A 14,508-nucleotide genomic window follows, 5' to 3' on the forward strand; every position below is an offset into this window, starting at 1 on the left:
GGCGCGCATGCGCCTACGCGGTGTCGCCGCGCCGCGCTTGCCTGCGGGATTGGCCTAGGCGTGCCGGTGCCCAGCGCGGCAGGGCCACGTCGCGGCCGAACAGGCTGACCACCTTGCGCTCGTAGGAGTCCAGCACCTCGGTGTAGTAACCCAGCAGCTGGTCGCCGAGTGCGGCCCAGGTCTTGTCGGCCACGGACTCGCGGGCGGCGGCCTGCAGGGTGGCGTGGCGGACGTCGTCGAGGATCCAGCGCGCGGCGTCCGGCAGCTCGTCTTCGAAGGTGTCCACCTCAAGCAGCAGGCCGTTGTCTCCGTGCTTAATCAGGTCGATGGGGCCGCCGGCGCGCGGGCCGATCGTCGGCACGCCCGAGGCCTGCGCCTCCTGGATGGCCTGGCAGAACGTCTCAAACTCGCCGGTGTGCACGAACAGGTCCAGCGACGCGTAGGCGCGGGCGAGCTCCTCGCCGGACAGCGCGCCGGTGAACACGGCGGAAGGCAGGGTCTCGGCAAGGCAATCCCGCTCCGGGCCGTCGCCGACGATGACGAGTTGGACCGCAGGGTCGTCGACAAGCGGGGCGAGGCGGTGCACCGACTTCTCCGCGGCCAACCTGCCCACGAAGCCGACGATCTTCTTCTCGCCCGTGGGATCCCACATGCGGCGCAGCACGTCGGAGCGCTTTGCCGGATTGAACAGCTCGGTGTCCACGCCGCGGCCCCAGTGGCGCACGTTTTTGATGCCGTGGGACTCGAGCATGCGGATGTAGCTCGACGACGGCGCCAGCGTCATCTCGCTCATATTGTGAATCGTGCGCGTCCAGTCCCACGCCAAATTCGCCACCATGGGCAGGTGGTACTTGGTGGCGAAGCCGGCGACGTCCGTCTGGTACAGCGCCACCGCCGGCACGCCGAGCTGGCGCGCCGCGAACGCGCCCGCCCCGCCGAGGACGAACGGGCTAGCCAGGTGGATGATGTCCGGCTTGAACCCGGACAGCGCCGCGGCGACGGTGGAGGTGGGCACGCCGATCGGCAGCGAATCCACCAGCGGGACCATGACGGTAGGCACGCGGACGATCTCGAAACCGAGGTAGTCCGGGATCTCGTCCTGAAAGTCGCGCGCGCCGGGTGCGACGACCATCGCCTCGTGGCCTTCGCGCTTGAGGTGCTCGAGCACGCGCAGCACCGAATTGGTCACTCCGTTGACGTTGGGGAGGAAAGACTCCGCCACGATTCCCACTCGCATAGCCACATACTTTTGCACACCCAGGCGAACCACCGCCCAACCGCAGTTAAACGGCGCGTGAATTTTCGCAAACGCTACGTTGGGGCCCATGGAGCACAACCTATGACATGGCCCATATCCGGTCCGGCCGCTGGTACTTGCCGGGCGGCGAGGAGCCAAGCGCCTGCAGCGCCGAGGTGTGCCGCGCGCTGCGCGAGCTCAACGGCCCTGCCCTGACGGATCCACAACGCTCGGCCGAGCTGCTGCGGGAGATTTTCCCGCAGGGCGAGCTGCCCGAGGTGTTCGCCCCGCTGTACGTGGAGCTCGGCGCCAACACCGAATTCGGCCCGGGATGTTTCCTCAACTTCAACTGCGTCATCCTGGACCTGGCAGACATAAACATCGGCGCGAGGACGCTGTTCGGTCCCGGCTGCCAGCTCATCACCGTGGAGCACCCGGTGACGGATCACGCCCGCCGGGCGCAGGGGTGGGAGCGCGCCCGCCCGATCACTATCGGCGAGGATTGCTGGTTCGGCGCGGGCGCGATGGTGATGCCGGGTGTGAGCATCGGCGACCGTGTGGTGGTGGCCGCGGGGTCGGTGGTCACGCGCGACGTCCCCAGCGACACCTTGGTCGCGGGGGTGCCGGCGGCGCGGAAGCGAGAGCTTATCGACGTTCCTCCGGCCCCCAACGCCCAACAGCAAACCACGCCCCGGCCGCGACGAGCGTGGCCACCGCCCACGTCGACAGGGCGGGCAGAAGCGCCAGCGCCCAGCCGCGGCCTTCCACCTTGACCAGGTCGGGGTCGGTTTTGTCGTAGGTCACCCACACCTGCTGCCCTTCCCCCAGGCCGGTCGGGTACAGAAGCCCGCGCGGCGGGGATACCAGCTGGCCGTCTTCCGTCTGGTACTCCACAAACGTGCGCATGCGCCCGGCTTCGGTGACGATGGCGGTGCCGCGGCCGGGGTTGGCCTGGATGCGAGCGTCGTTGAGCGCGGGGCCTGCGACCATGGCAACGCTGCCGAGGGTGGCAAACGCGTAGAGCGCGAGCACCACCTGGTGCGCGCGGCGGCGCCACCTCATCGGTTCAGGCGCGCCGCCAGCGCTCGACGGGTGCTGCGGGTGGTGGCGGTCTCCACGACGCTGATCGGGTTTGGCTGGGCCTCGAGCTCCAGCAGCACCTCGTTGAGCTCGGCGAGGGTGTCGGCGCGGCGGTAGTCGGCCCCGTACGCTTCCGCCAGCTTCTCCACGTCCGTGCCGTGGGGCGTGCCAAACACCCGCTCAAACGCGCCGCGGAGGTTGTCCGCGCCCGGCTCGAGGGACTCGAAGATGCCGCCGCCGTCGTCGTTGGCCACCACGATGGTGAGGTTGCCCGGGCGTGGCTCGTCGGGCCCGATGAGCAGGCCGTTGGCGTCGTGGAGGAAGGTCAAATCCCCCATCAGGGCGAGCGCGCGCGGGGCGCGGATCTCGTCCGGGCGCAGCGCCTGGGTGGCCAACGCCACGCCGACGGCCTGGGAGACGGTGCCGTCGATGCCCGCGGCACCGCGCGCGGCATACGTGGATACCCCGTCGAAGGGCATGCCCACGAACGACGCGTCGCGCACCGGGTTGGACGAGCCGAGCACCAGCGTGTCGCCCACGCCGAGGGTGTCGCACACCGCGGCGGCGACGTGCAGGCCGGTGAACCCGAACTCGTCTTCGGTGAGCGCCTGGCGCACGGTGTCGGCGCCGACGTCGCCGGCGGCCTCGCAGATTTTCAGCCACGTGTCCGTGGGCTGGCCGGTGGCGTTGACGCGCGAGCCGCGCTTGTCGGGCTGGCCGGTGAACGTCTCGGTGCGCGAGATGCCGATGACCTCGATGTCCGGGTCGGCCAAAAGGGCCATCACGTCGCGGTGCAGCGTCGGGTGGCCGACCACGATGACCTGCTCCGGTTTGGTGTCGGCGGCGAAGTCGCCACCGTCGTGGGAGATGGCCACCTCGGACTGGGCGAAAAAGCGCGCGGCCAGCGGGTGCACCTGGTGGAAGGGTGTGGGCGCGGTGGGCTCGGCGATGGTGGGCACGTGCTCGAGTCCCGGCACCTCCCAGGCCTCGTCGCCGGCGATGACCAGGGAGTTGCGGGTCAGGTCCACGTCCACAGCGCCGTGATCGACCCAGTCGCGCGACCCCTCGAGCGCACCCGGCCCAACCCGGCGCGGCTGCCCCACCGGCTCCGGCAGCGCTTCCGGCACGAGCGGGGCGTCGAGGGCCACGTTGATGTGGACCTGGGGGGTGGCAAAGGAGGCCGCGTGGACGTCGTCAAGCGATTGCACCTGCTGCGTTTCGGCGTAACGGCCGAAGATGCCCTGCTGCCAGATGGTCTGCGACGCGCCTGTGCCGACGAGGCGCTCCGGGCGGTCCGCGCTGATCACCGCGAGCGGGGTGTGCGACATGTGCGCCTCAATCACCGCCGGGTACGCGTTGGCCACGGCGGTGCCGGAGGTCATCACCACGCCGACGTGCCGGCGCTGCACCCGTGCGAGGCCGAGGGCGGTGAAGGCGGCGGAGCGCTCGTCGATACGCATGTGCACCGTCACGTCGCGGCGCGCCAAAAGCGCGTAGGCCAGCGGCGAGTTGCGCGAGCCCGGGCTCATGACCACATCGGTGCAATGCTTCGCGACGAGCTCCGCCACCGCCGCCGCAATCTCCATAGCTGCCATCTACTGCTCCTGTAGGTACTCGTCCGCGCCGCCGCGCAGCTGGTCCAGAATGTCGCGGGCGCCGTCGCGGATCTCGCGCTCGATCTCGTTCGGATCCGGCGCAGGCTCCATCGGCTCCAGCGTGGCGGTGGGGTTGTCCCGGTCCCGGAAAATGGACGGGAACTTGGTGGTGGTCTCCGTCTTCGTTTCCGTGGTGGTCTGGGTAACCGTGCTGGTCTCCGTCACCGGCGGCTTGTCCGCCTCCGCCGCCGCGCCGCGCCACAGCACGGCCAGCACCACCGCGGCGATGAAGCTCAGCGCCGCGAACACGCCGAGCGCAATCGCGCCTGCCGACGTGTCCTTCTCCGGCTCCGGCTCGTAGCCGTTGTCGTAGTACGGCTGTTCGTACTCGTACTGCGGCTGGTAGGCGGGCTGGGCGTAGTGCTCCTCGTAGCGCGGCTGCGCCTGCTGCTGGTACTGGTTTTGGGACTGGTCCGGGAAGTACTGCCGGGGCCGCTCGCGGCGCGGCTCGCCACCCTGGGGGCCGTACTGTCTCGTCTCGTTATCCATGCGAAATACACTAGCGCGCCCCGCCAAATGCAATTGACGGGGCGCGAAGGTGTCGGGCTTTAGAGGCTTTAGAGCACGAGCCCGAACACAGGCACCGCGATGAAGTAGGTCGCCAGCGTGATCAGCACCATGGCGATCACGTTGAGCCAGACGCCGCCCTTGATCATCTCGCCCATGGTGACGTAGCCGGAGGAGTACGCGATCGCGTTCGGCGGGGTCGCCACCGGCAGCATGAACGCACAGGTGGCGGCGAGTGCTACCGGGATGGCAAGGAGCATGACGTTCATCTCCGTGGCGTCGGTAAGCCCGATGCCCACTGCAACGCCGCCCATGATGGGCAGGAACGTCGCGGCCGTGGCGGTGTTGGAGGTCAGCTCCGTCAAGATCAGCACGAGCGCGGCGACTGCGAAGATAAGCAGGATCATCGGCAGCGACGCCAGCCCCTTGGCCTTCTCGCCGATCCACAGGGACAGGCCGGTAGCGGTGAACATGGCGGACAGGGAAAGCCCGCCGCCGAACAGCAGCAGCACGTCCCACGGCATCTCGTTGGCCGTCTCCCAGTCCAGAAGGCGCTTGCCGTTGGCGGTGCCGGGCACGATGAACATGAGCAGGCCGGCGATGATGCCCACAATCGCGTCGTCGTACGGGAAGTCCCAGCCGAACTGGTTGCGGCCCAGCGGGATGAAGATCCACGCCAGTGCGGCCACCAGGAAGATCACACCGACGGCGACCTGGGGGAAGGTCCAGGGGCCGAGCTTTTTCAGCTCGGCGTCGATGAGCTCGCGCCCGCCCGGGATGGTGTCCACTTCAGGCTTGAACACGGTGATGAGCACCCACCACGCGATGAAGGTGAACACCACGGCCACCGGCAGGCCCACCAGCATCCACTCGCCGAAGCCGATGACGATGCCGTGGGCTTCTTCCATGTAGCCCTTCAGCAGCGCGTTCGGCGGGGTGCCGATGAGCGTTGCCAGCGAGCCGATGGACGCCGAGTACGCGATCGCCAGCATGAGCGCGGTGGCGAACTTCTTCTGGTTTTTCATCCCGCCGACGGTGTCCGCGGTGAGCATGAGCACGGAGGTGCCGATGGGCAGCATCACCACGGCGGTTGCGGTGTTGGACACCCACATGGACATGAATCCGGTGGCGAGCATGAAGCCCAAAATGATGCGCTTCGGGCTGGTGCCCACCACCTTGACCACCATCAGCGCCAGGCGGCGGTGCAGGTTCCAGCGCTGCAGGCCCAGCGCCATGAGGAAGCCGCCCATGAAGAGGAAGATTGTCGCGGACGCGTAGGGCGAAGAGACGTCTTTAAACGGCGCCACGCCCGCCAGCGGGAACACGGCGATGGGAAGCAGTGCGGTGGCGGCCAGCGGGATCGCCTCGGTCATCCACCACGCGCCCATGAGGACGGTGGTGGCGGCGACGATGCGCATGGTGTCGGCGGAGTACTCCACGCCTTCCTTCGCGCCGGAGGACTGAGCGACGGTGTCCGCCGCGCCGGAGGGGAAAAAGAAGTAGACGAGCGCGGCGAGGATCACGCCGGTGATCAGGCCGATGAGTTGGCGGCGCCACTCGCCGGGTTCGGGTGCTTTGGCGAGGTCGCCGTCGGAAAGGGCGGCGGAATCGTGGATCACGGGAGTCGACATGGGCGAAAGGTTAGCGGACACCCCCTGATTCCCACACCCGTTTCCGGAATTACACCCGGATTCGGGGGCACTGATTTAGCACCTCTACGCAGGCGCGGACGCGGTCGAACCACCAGTCGCGGCGCGTCGCTGGCGCCCGCAGCGCGTGCAGTCTGTCCGGATCGGGGGTGGTGCGGGTGACAGCCATGCGTCCGTTTGTGATCTCCCGGGGCTCCGCGACGTCTTCAACAAACAGCCGCTGCGTGGCCAGCCCAGCCGCGCGCGAGCCGGCAAGTTTCGCGACCACCAGCCCCGCGTCCATCCCGACGGCGGTATCCAACGCGCTGGCCACGGTCACATCGAGGTCCAAGTCGCGGGCAATTCGCAGAAGCTTATCGACGCCACCTAACGGCGCCACCTTGCACACCGCCACATCCGCCGCCCCGAGCTCGGCCACGCGGTACGGGTCCGCGGCGCGGCGGATGGACTCGTCCGCAGCGATCGGGGTCTGGGTGCGTCGCCGAACCTCCGCGAGTTCCTCCACAGTGGCGCAGGGCTGCTCGATGTACTCCAGCTCCCCCAGTTTCTCGGCGGCCTCGACGGCCTCATCGACGCTCCAGCCGCGGTTGGCGTCCACGCGAAGTGTCGCGTCGGGGCGAAGCTTGCGGACGGCGGCGACACGCCGGAAGTCGTCGTCAAGCGATTGCCCCTTCTCGGCCACCTTGATTTTGAAGGTGGTGACGCCGGGGTAGCGCGCGAGCACCGGCTCGACGTCGGCGACCGCCGGGATGGTGCCGTTGACCTCGACTTCGCCGTGCGCTTCAGGCAGGCCGGTAAACGCCGCCTCGATGCCGGCGGCCAGCCACGCGGCGGACTCCTGCGGGCCGTACTCGACGAAGGGGGAGAATTCGCCCCAGCCGGCGGGGCCGTCGATGAGCAGGGCCTCGCGGGTGGTCACGCCGCGGAATTTCACGGCCATGGGCAGCGCGACAACGTGGGCGCGCTCGAGGATCTCGTCGGCGGAAGGCAGCATGGGTGCTTTATACCTCTTTACCGGCCGAGGTAGTTGCATAGAGGCTACTGCGGCCGCTTGGTCAGCACGAGAGCGACCGGCCCCTTCGGTCTGTCCGCGCACGTCATGCCGTTGGCCGCGGCGGCGATGCACGAACTGCAGTTCCCGCCCGCGCAAGACGAGCCGAGCTCTTCCAGCGTGAGGTGGCCGGTGCGCTCAAGGTGGTGGACCACGGCATCCACGGTGGAATCCGTCAGCCCCGTCACGCGGCGGATGTCGGTGCGGGAGCGTGCACCGTCTTTGATAGCCGCCACAACGGCCTGCATGGGGCGCATCAGAAGAACACCTTCAGCAGCTGGAAGGTGCCCACGGCCAGCGCCCACGCGAGCGCGAGTTGGCCCACAAGCCCGAGCAGGGTCCACTTCCAGCCGATCTCGCGGCGCTGCGCGGCGAGCGTAGCCACGCACGGGGTGTACGCCATGAGGAAGATCATGTAGGCCCACACCGCGGCGATCCTGTGCCCGCCGGAAGCTTCGTCGAAGTCCGCGCGCACTGCGGCGGCCAGGTCGGAGGTGCCCTGCTCCTTAGGCTCGAGGCCCGACGGGTCCTCCAGCGCGTAGGTCTGCGCCCAGGTGGAAATCACCGCCTCTTTGGCCAGAAAGCCGGTGACCAGCGGGCCGGTGAGCGACCAGGAGCCGAAACCCGCCGGTTCAAACACTGGGGCAACCGCGCCGGAAGCCACACCGTAGGCGGAGTCCGCCGGCGCCAGGTCCTCGTCGCCCCAGCTGTACCCGCCCACCGCGGGTGTGGATTGGAGCGCCCAGATGACCACCACGGTGGCGACGATGATGCCGCCTGCGGTGTTGAGAAAGCCCTTCAGGCGCGACCACATCACGGACAGGCTCAGCCGCGCGGTGGGTAGCTGGTAGGTGGGCAGGTCGATCACCAACGGGTCCGAGCCCATCGTCCGCCACAGAGTGCCGCGCAGCAGAAGCCCGGCCAGCACCACCAGCGCAATGGAGACCACGTACATGGCAAACACCACCGTGCCAGCGTGGTCCGGGAAGAACGTCTGCGCCAGCATTACGTACACCGTCAAGCGCGCGGAGCATGAGGTGAACGGCACCAGCAGTGCCGTCAGCCGCCGCTGCTCCGGGGTGGCCAGCACGCGCGTGGCGGCGATCGCCGGCACGTTGCACCCGAATCCCACGATCAGCGGGATGAACGCCTTGCCGGGCAGCCCGATCGCGCGCATCAGCCGATCCGCGACCACGGCGGCACGGGCCATGTACCCGGAGTCCTCCAGCACTGCTAGGCACAGAAACATCAGCGCCATCAGCGGCACGAACGTGAGCACCATGCCCACGCCGCCGATCAGTCCGTTGACAATCAGCCCCTGCACGACGGGGTAACCCAGACCGATGCGCGCCAAACCGGCGGTGGCCCAGTCCGACAGCGGCCCGGCGAAGAAGGCATCCAGGCCATCTTGCAGAGGTGCCGCGACGGTGGTGGTGATCTGGAAGACCGCGAACATGGCGGCCAAAAAGATCAGAGGGCCGGCCACAGGGTGCAGCACGACACGGTCCACGGCCTCGGTCACGGTGTCGCGGTGCTCGTTGCGCACGGTCGCGGCGGCCACCGCGTTGTCGATCCACTCGAAACGCTCATCGGCCTGCGCGAACTCGTCGCCGGCCGCGGTCCCACGCGCCGCTGCGGCAGGTACGTGCAGTTGCTTAGCGACGAGCTCCGCCACCCCACCAACGTCCCTCCGCCGCGGATCCAGCACTACAACCGGCACGCCCAGTTCCCGCTCGAGCGCCACTGGGTCCACCTCCAGTCCCTGCTTGGCCGCCACGTCGCTCTTGGTCAGCACCACCACGAGCCGGTACGGGTGCTCCGCCAGTTGCGCCACCAAGTACAGGCCGCGCGCCAGGTTCGAGGTGTCCACCGTCGCCAGGATGAGGTCGGGGCGGTCACGTGTGTCGTCGATAAGCAGCTCGCGCGTGAGTGCCTCGTCGGGGCTGACTGGGTCCAGCGAGTACGCGCCTGGGAAGTCGACGATGTTGTAGGTGGCGCCGGCGGGGCGCCACACGCCGCGGGCAACCTCGACGGTGGTGCCCGGGTAGTTGCCCATGGTCGCGCTCGCGCCCGTCAACGCGTTGAACAGCGTGGACTTGCCCGCGTTCGGCGCGCCGACCAGCGCGATGGTGGGCGTGCCCACCGGCGCGAACTCTGAAACCGGCGCGCCGTGACAGTCGGCCATTACGCGGCCTGCTCGGTCGGAGCGATGGTGATGCGGCGAAGAGTGTCCTTACCCAGTGCGTAATGGGAGCCTCGGACCTTGATCACGCGGCCGCCGCCAGCGGTTTTCTGCATGACGGTCACCTCCGCACCGGCGCGGAGGCCCAGCTCGCGCAGCCGACGCGCCGTCGGGCAGCTGACGTGCGTGATGGTGGCGTTGTGGCCGACTGGAACGTCGATAAGCACATGTTCTTGCATGACACTGATACTAAAGCAAGGCTGCCCTAACTAAAAGGGGTGTATGGGTACGATTACCCCCATGCAGTACTCCACCGCCCAGCCCTTCGACCCCAGCCAGTGGCGCGAGGTCGAGGGCTTTGATTTCACGGACATCACCTACCACCGCCACGTGGGCGACACGCGTGCCGACGGCACCGTGCGCATCGCGTTCGACCGGCCCGAGGTGCGCAACGCGTTTCGCCCCCACACCGTTGACGAGCTCTACCAGGCGTTGGATCACGCCCGGCGCGATCCGTCGGTAGGCGTGGTGCTGCTGACCGGCAACGGGCCATCGGAAAAGGACGGCGGCTGGGCGTTTTGCTCCGGCGGCGACCAGCGCATCCGGGGCCGCTCCGGCTACCAGTACGCAGGCGGCGAGACTGCGGAGACCGTCGATGAAGCGCGCGTGAAGGCCGAGGGCGGGCGCCTGCACATCCTGGAGGTCCAGCGTTTGATCCGCACGATGCCGAAGGTGGTCATCGCCGTGGTGAACGGCTGGGCGGCCGGCGGCGGGCACTCGCTGCACGTGGTGTGCGACATGACCATCGCCTCGCGCGAGGAAGCCCGCTTCAAGCAGACCGACGCGGACGTGGGGTCCTTCGACGCCGGCTACGGCTCGGCGTATTTGGCCAAGATGGTGGGCCAGAAGTTCGCGCGCGAGATCTTCTTCCTCGGCCGCACCTACACCGCGGAGGAGATGCAGCGCATGGGCGCGGTGAACATCGTCGCGCCGCACGCCTCGCTTGAGGACGAGGCGATCCAGGTCGCCCGCGAAATCAACGGCAAGTCCCCCACCGCGCAGCGCATGCTGAAATTCGCGTTCAACCTTGTCGACGACGGCCTGATGGGCCAGCAAGTCTTCGCCGGCGAGGCCACCCGCCTGGCGTACATGACCGACGAGGCCGTCGAGGGCCGCGACTCGTTTTTGGAAAAGCGCCCGCCGCGCTGGGACGAGTTCCCGTTCTACTACTAGCGCTGCGAGGCTGCGCCGGCTAGTTACTTGGTCAACCCCGGAATCTGCGGAATGGCGGGCAGGCCCTTGACGCCCATGTTCTGCAGCAGGCCGAACAGCGCGCCCAGTGCCGTCAACACCGCGGCGACGATGCCCAAGATCTTGGCCAACTTGGCGTCGAAGGTCTCCGGGGCGTTGGTGTCCGGCTTCTCCTCCGGGTCCTTCGGGGCTGGAACCGGCTCAGGCGCGGTATCGCCCAAGTCGGCGTTGGCCAGTTCCGGCGCCTTCGGCAGCTTCAGATCCTGCATGGGGAAGATGACGTGGCTGGTGCCGTCGTGGCAGGTCTTGGCCTCCTCGAGCGCGTAGTAGTACGAGCTTTCCAACGTGTCCTGCACCTGGCCGAAGTAGGTCTTTTTCATGTTCGCGGCGAACGCGTCGCGCTGCCAGCCTTCCACGTGGCGCAGCCACTGCGCGGTGTTCTGGCCGGTGCGGCCGAACGCGTAGTCGTCGCCGAGCGGCTGCACCTTCGGCACCCCGCCGTCGATGCCCACGAACCAGTCGGCGTTGCCCTTCAGCGCGCGGCCGGCCGGACCGAGCGGGATCTGGGAGCCTTCCTTCATATCCAGGTAGAAGTCGGCGTCGGTGCCGTGCAGACCCAGCGGCGCCAGCTTTTCCTTCGCGGCGGCGCGGGCGTCGGCACGGATGTCGTCCTCGGGTGTTTTGTCGTCCCGCAGCAGGCGCAAATGCTTGACGACGTCCGGCTCGGCCACGTAATCGTCGCCAAGCTTCTTCAGCTCCGGGAATGTTGCCTCGAATGCCTCGACGACCGAGGTGGCGTACATGCCGTGCGTGAGCGTTTTCGCGGCGCGTTCGGCTTGGTTGGCGGGGCCGCGCTCGACGTCGTTGAGCGTGACGCGGCAGTAGTTGGTGCCGTCCTTGGTAAACGGGGTCAAGGTGGCGGCGGTAGCAGTGACAGGGACGGTGAGTGTTAGGGCGGTCGCCGCAGCGACGGCCGGTGCGATGATCTTCCTCATGTCTGTTTTATCGGTGGCAAGTGAGATCTGCGTTACAGGTGACCAGGAGCGGGCCTAGCCAGGTCGATAGCTCGATGTCGATACTTCCAGGTCGATAGTTCCAGGTCAGCGCGTCGGGAGTGTTTTCGGCTCAAAATCGGCGAAACGCTGTGACCAGCAACTATCGACATCAAGGTATCGACCTCGCCGCAAACGCCCGTTTATCCGCCCCGCCGATCCGCCCCGTCGCACCGCCCACCGCGACCCGCCACGACTGCAGCGGTATCGTTTCTGCCATGACGATGGGCCTTCTCATTCTGCAATTCGTCGGCTTGGCCGCTCTCGTGCTGGCCGCGTGGTTTGTGGCAAAACGCAGGCTCGGCTTCAGGTGGGCGTCGCTGGGCTGGGGCACACTGGCGTTCCCTTTGTCCCAGGTGGCCAGGTTTGCGTTGGTGATCCCGCTGCAGTTCCTGTTCAGCAAGACATTCGATCCAGCAACGGCCACTGCCCTGACCACGGCACTGTTCCTGGTCACCTCCGGTTTGTTCGAGGAGACCGCCCGCTGGATCGTGCTGCGTTTCTGGGACACGAACACCCGCGAGTGGAACGACGGCGTCGGCTTCGGCCTGGGCCACGGCGGCATAGAGGCGCTGCTGCTCTTTGCCAACCTGTTCGTCGGCAACCTCATGCTGCTGACCACCGGCGACGCAATCAAGGCGCAGGCCACCGGAAACGACGACCCCGCCACCGCGCAGGCCATTGCAGACCAGATTGAGGCGCTGCAGAACATCGGCTTGGGAATGATCGCCGCAAGCTGGTACGAACGAGCGCTCGCGATCGCCGCACACGTGGTGTTTACCCTGATCGTGCTGCGCGCGGTGCGCGAGCGCCGCTGGCAGCTCTGGGCGCTGGCGGTTGTGTGCCACATTGGGTTCAACGCCGTTGCCGTGCTCATCGCGCCCCACAGCGCGCCGGTGATGTACGCGCTGCTCACCGCAATCACAGCCGCGGGGCTGTGGGCAACTATCGACGGCCCGCTGTCGCGCAAGACCTTCGCCCGCACCACTCCCACCAACCCCCTCGACAACGAAACGCCCGCCAAGTGACCCACCTGCTGGAACTTCTCCCCGTCGACCCCGCCAACCCGCTGGCGATTATCCCCGCGCTGGAAGAGGCCCTGACCGGCCAGCGCACGCTGCTGCCTGTGCCTGCGAACGACCCGGCGCGCACGAACCTGCTGCGCAACACGCTGAAACCCGGCGCGCCCATCGACGACGACATCGCCCTGGTCGTGTCCACCTCCGGCTCCACTGGCAAGCCGAAGGGCGCGATGCTCACCCCGGCGAACTTGATCTCCAGCGCGGACGCGACCCACCAGGCGCTCGGCGGCGAAGGCCAATGGCTACTGGCCATGCCCACCGCCTACATCGCCGGCCTGCAAGTCCTCGTCCGCAGCATGGTCGCCGGCGTCGAGCCCGCGTTCATTGACCTGACCCGCGGCTTCAACGTCGCGGAGTTTGCCGCCCGCGCCCACGAGCTCGCCCAAACCGGCGAGCGCACCTACACTGCCCTGACCCCGATGCAGCTGGCCAAGGCCACCTCCACGCTCAAGGGCATCGACGCGCTGCGAACCTTCAGCGCGGTCCTCGTCGGCGGCGCAGCCACCAACCCGCGCCTGCTCGACTCCGCTAAGAAGCTGCGCATCAACGTGGTCACCACCTACGGCTCCAGCGAAACCTCCGGCGGCTGCGTCTACGACGGCCGCCCCATCGCCGGAGCCCGCGTGAAAATCCAGGACGGGCGCATCCACCTCGGCGGTCCCATGGTCGCCCGCGGCTACCACAACTTCGACTCCCCCGATCTCGCCGGCGGCTGGTTCCGCACCTCCGACGCCGGCGAGCTCAACAGCGGCGTGCTCACGGTCCTCGGCCGCACCGACAACGTCATCTCCTCCGGCGGCCTCAAGCTCCACCCCGAGGTGCTAGAAGAAGAGCTTTTGCGTATCGACGGCGTCACCGCCGCCACCGTCATCGGCAAAGACGACGACCGCTTCGGCCAGCGCATCTGCGCCGCCTACACCGGCTCCGCGACAGTGCCCGATATCCTCGACGCGCTCGCCGACGCCGAGGACTCCGGCCGCATCGCGCACTGGCAGCTCCCCAAGGAGCTCAAGTCGGTGGCGGCGTTGCCGCAGCTCGGCCCGGGCAAGGTGGACCGCGCGGCCGTCAAGGAGCTGTTTTAGCTGTTCGGGTTCTCAATGACCACGGGCGCGACCTGGAAGCCCGGCGAGCCGTAGTCAGCCACCCACCGGAGAAACGGCGTGATCTCTTCGCCCGGGCGCTTCCCTTCGTTAATCTGCTTGATCACTAAGTGCGCAGCCGCGATCTCCCCCTGGTGCGGCGGACGCTTGAGGCGCAGTCCGTCTAGAGACTTGATTTCCTTGTAGCTATACCGCATCTTCGCCGCTCCATTCTCCATCAGGCCCTTCCGCGAGGATGTTTTGAAGCACTTCGTCCGTTATTCTGCTGACCATTCTAACCTGCTCATGGTCCAGAAATCGACGATCGTCCAGCTCATCAAGCAGCGCAATACCTATACCGATCCGTTTCGGCTCGCCCGTTAAACACAGCTCCGTCGCCCACCGCAGATCTTGATGCCATTCCTTCGCCGTGTCCTGCAGTCGCGAGTTCGCCACCGTGTGTGAGACACCCGCCCACGCGATCAGCGCAGCTCCCAGTGGCCCAATCACTTTCGCGGAAAAGTCCAGCACCGTTGCGGTCATGTTCGGCGGCCCCAAGGCCAGCACCACCGCATACGCGACCGCCACAGTCGCCGCCAGTCCAGTGAACAGCCAAGCGATCACTCCCGAGTTCTTCATGTTTCTTTAGACGCAGCGAACCCGCCGCCGGTTCCGTGGAGCTT

The 14,508-nt window shown here is 67.6% G+C and carries 15 protein-coding genes; 3 read left to right on the top strand and 12 right to left on the bottom strand.

Annotation, left to right across the window (positions count from 1 at the left end; all coding sequences use genetic code 11):
* Nucleotides 1-13: 13 nt before the first annotated feature.
* From ACF3NP_RS08670 to ACF3NP_RS08710, 9 genes are all read right to left on the bottom strand, one after another.
* Complete coding sequence (locus ACF3NP_RS08670) at nucleotides 14-1,237, bottom strand: glycosyltransferase family 4 protein (RefSeq protein WP_181889758.1); 1,224 nt, start codon at nucleotides 1,235-1,237, stop codon at nucleotides 14-16.
* A 645-nt stretch (nucleotides 1,238-1,882) separates the two neighbouring features.
* A complete protein-coding gene (locus tag ACF3NP_RS08675) occupies nucleotides 1,883-2,299 on the bottom strand; it encodes a DUF3592 domain-containing protein (RefSeq protein ID WP_236883578.1) in 417 nt (138 codons plus the stop codon).
* Nucleotides 2,296-3,912 (bottom strand): 2-succinyl-5-enolpyruvyl-6-hydroxy-3-cyclohexene-1-carboxylic-acid synthase, encoded by a 1,617-nt coding sequence (gene menD, locus ACF3NP_RS08680; protein WP_181889756.1) that lies wholly within the window; start codon nucleotides 3,910-3,912, stop codon nucleotides 2,296-2,298. Before menD ends, ACF3NP_RS08675 begins: the two co-directional genes overlap by 4 nt.
* Nucleotides 3,913-4,461, bottom strand: coding sequence for a hypothetical protein (locus ACF3NP_RS08685; protein ID WP_181889755.1), 549 nt, complete (start codon nucleotides 4,459-4,461; stop codon nucleotides 3,913-3,915).
* A gap of 68 nt (nucleotides 4,462-4,529) precedes the next feature.
* Nucleotides 4,530-6,110, bottom strand: coding sequence for an SLC13 family permease (locus ACF3NP_RS08690; protein ID WP_181889754.1), 1,581 nt, complete (start codon nucleotides 6,108-6,110; stop codon nucleotides 4,530-4,532).
* A gap of 49 nt (nucleotides 6,111-6,159) precedes the next feature.
* Complete coding sequence (locus ACF3NP_RS08695) at nucleotides 6,160-7,122, bottom strand: o-succinylbenzoate synthase (protein WP_181889753.1); 963 nt, start codon at nucleotides 7,120-7,122, stop codon at nucleotides 6,160-6,162.
* 44 nt (nucleotides 7,123-7,166) lie between these two features.
* Nucleotides 7,167-7,436 (bottom strand): hypothetical protein, encoded by a 270-nt coding sequence (locus ACF3NP_RS08700; protein ID WP_181889752.1) that lies wholly within the window; start codon nucleotides 7,434-7,436, stop codon nucleotides 7,167-7,169.
* On the bottom strand, nucleotides 7,436-9,364 hold the full coding sequence (gene feoB, locus ACF3NP_RS08705; RefSeq protein ID WP_392398631.1) for a ferrous iron transport protein B: 1,929 nt from the start codon (nucleotides 9,362-9,364) through the stop codon (nucleotides 7,436-7,438). The genes ACF3NP_RS08700 and feoB overlap by 1 nt, the downstream gene beginning before the upstream one ends.
* Nucleotides 9,364-9,600, bottom strand: coding sequence for a FeoA family protein (locus ACF3NP_RS08710; protein WP_181889750.1), 237 nt, complete (start codon nucleotides 9,598-9,600; stop codon nucleotides 9,364-9,366). Before ACF3NP_RS08710 ends, feoB begins: the two co-directional genes overlap by 1 nt.
* A gap of 61 nt (nucleotides 9,601-9,661) precedes the next feature.
* On the opposite strand from ACF3NP_RS08710, the gene ACF3NP_RS08715 reads away from it, so the two are divergent.
* A complete protein-coding gene (locus ACF3NP_RS08715; protein WP_181889749.1) occupies nucleotides 9,662-10,594 on the top strand; it encodes a 1,4-dihydroxy-2-naphthoyl-CoA synthase in 933 nt (310 codons plus the stop codon).
* Between the two features lie 23 nt (nucleotides 10,595-10,617).
* On the opposite strand, the gene ACF3NP_RS08720 is transcribed toward ACF3NP_RS08715, so the two are convergent.
* A complete protein-coding gene (locus ACF3NP_RS08720; protein WP_181889748.1) occupies nucleotides 10,618-11,607 on the bottom strand; it encodes a hypothetical protein in 990 nt (329 codons plus the stop codon).
* 275 nt (nucleotides 11,608-11,882) lie between these two features.
* Here ACF3NP_RS08720 and ACF3NP_RS08725 point away from each other — a divergent pair, with 275 nt between their 5' ends.
* Both ACF3NP_RS08725 and menE read left to right on the top strand, forming a co-directional pair.
* The gene (locus ACF3NP_RS08725; protein WP_181889747.1) at nucleotides 11,883-12,692 is read left to right on the top strand and encodes a YhfC family glutamic-type intramembrane protease; all 810 of its coding nucleotides are present in this window, start codon (nucleotides 11,883-11,885) and stop codon (nucleotides 12,690-12,692) included.
* A complete protein-coding gene (menE, locus tag ACF3NP_RS08730; protein WP_181889746.1) occupies nucleotides 12,689-13,828 on the top strand; it encodes an o-succinylbenzoate--CoA ligase in 1,140 nt (379 codons plus the stop codon). The genes ACF3NP_RS08725 and menE overlap by 4 nt, the downstream gene beginning before the upstream one ends.
* Here menE and ACF3NP_RS08735 read toward each other — a convergent pair.
* The gene (locus ACF3NP_RS08735) at nucleotides 13,825-14,043 is read right to left on the bottom strand and encodes a hypothetical protein (protein ID WP_181889745.1); all 219 of its coding nucleotides are present in this window, start codon (nucleotides 14,041-14,043) and stop codon (nucleotides 13,825-13,827) included. The genes menE and ACF3NP_RS08735 overlap by 4 nt on opposite strands.
* Nucleotides 14,033-14,464 carry a hypothetical protein gene (locus ACF3NP_RS08740; RefSeq protein WP_181889744.1) on the bottom strand — a complete coding sequence of 144 codons (432 nt, stop codon included), beginning with the start codon at nucleotides 14,462-14,464 and terminating at the stop codon, nucleotides 14,033-14,035. The genes ACF3NP_RS08735 and ACF3NP_RS08740 overlap by 11 nt, the downstream gene beginning before the upstream one ends.
* Nucleotides 14,465-14,508: the final 44 nt, after the last annotated feature.

Origin of the sequence: Corynebacterium lehmanniae (assembly GCF_043161975.1) — a bacterium.
GTDB classification, from domain to species: domain Bacteria; phylum Actinomycetota; class Actinomycetes; order Mycobacteriales; family Mycobacteriaceae; genus Corynebacterium; species Corynebacterium lehmanniae.

Excerpts from the sequence above, each read along its gene's own strand:
- ACF3NP_RS08670 (WP_181889758.1), bottom strand. The coding sequence starts at position 1,237 with ATGCGAGTGGGAATCGTGGCGGAGTCTTTCCTCCCCAACGTCAACGGA.
- ACF3NP_RS08675 (WP_236883578.1), bottom strand. The coding sequence starts at position 2,299 with ATGAGGTGGCGCCGCCGCGCGCACCAGGTGGTGCTCGCGCTCTACGCG.
- menD (WP_181889756.1), bottom strand. The coding sequence starts at position 3,912 with ATGGCAGCTATGGAGATTGCGGCGGCGGTGGCGGAGCTCGTCGCGAAG.
- ACF3NP_RS08685 (WP_181889755.1), bottom strand. The coding sequence starts at position 4,461 with ATGGATAACGAGACGAGACAGTACGGCCCCCAGGGTGGCGAGCCGCGC.
- ACF3NP_RS08690 (WP_181889754.1), bottom strand. The coding sequence starts at position 6,110 with ATGTCGACTCCCGTGATCCACGATTCCGCCGCCCTTTCCGACGGCGAC.
- ACF3NP_RS08695 (WP_181889753.1), bottom strand. The coding sequence starts at position 7,122 with ATGCTGCCTTCCGCCGACGAGATCCTCGAGCGCGCCCACGTTGTCGCG.
- ACF3NP_RS08700 (WP_181889752.1), bottom strand. The coding sequence starts at position 7,436 with ATGCGCCCCATGCAGGCCGTTGTGGCGGCTATCAAAGACGGTGCACGC.
- feoB (WP_392398631.1), bottom strand. The coding sequence starts at position 9,364 with ATGGCCGACTGTCACGGCGCGCCGGTTTCAGAGTTCGCGCCGGTGGGC.
- ACF3NP_RS08710 (WP_181889750.1), bottom strand. The coding sequence starts at position 9,600 with ATGCAAGAACATGTGCTTATCGACGTTCCAGTCGGCCACAACGCCACC.
- ACF3NP_RS08715 (WP_181889749.1), top strand. The coding sequence starts at position 9,662 with ATGCAGTACTCCACCGCCCAGCCCTTCGACCCCAGCCAGTGGCGCGAG.
- ACF3NP_RS08720 (WP_181889748.1), bottom strand. The coding sequence starts at position 11,607 with ATGAGGAAGATCATCGCACCGGCCGTCGCTGCGGCGACCGCCCTAACA.
- ACF3NP_RS08725 (WP_181889747.1), top strand. The coding sequence starts at position 11,883 with ATGACGATGGGCCTTCTCATTCTGCAATTCGTCGGCTTGGCCGCTCTC.
- ACF3NP_RS08735 (WP_181889745.1), bottom strand. The coding sequence starts at position 14,043 with ATGCGGTATAGCTACAAGGAAATCAAGTCTCTAGACGGACTGCGCCTC.
- ACF3NP_RS08740 (WP_181889744.1), bottom strand. The coding sequence starts at position 14,464 with ATGAAGAACTCGGGAGTGATCGCTTGGCTGTTCACTGGACTGGCGGCG.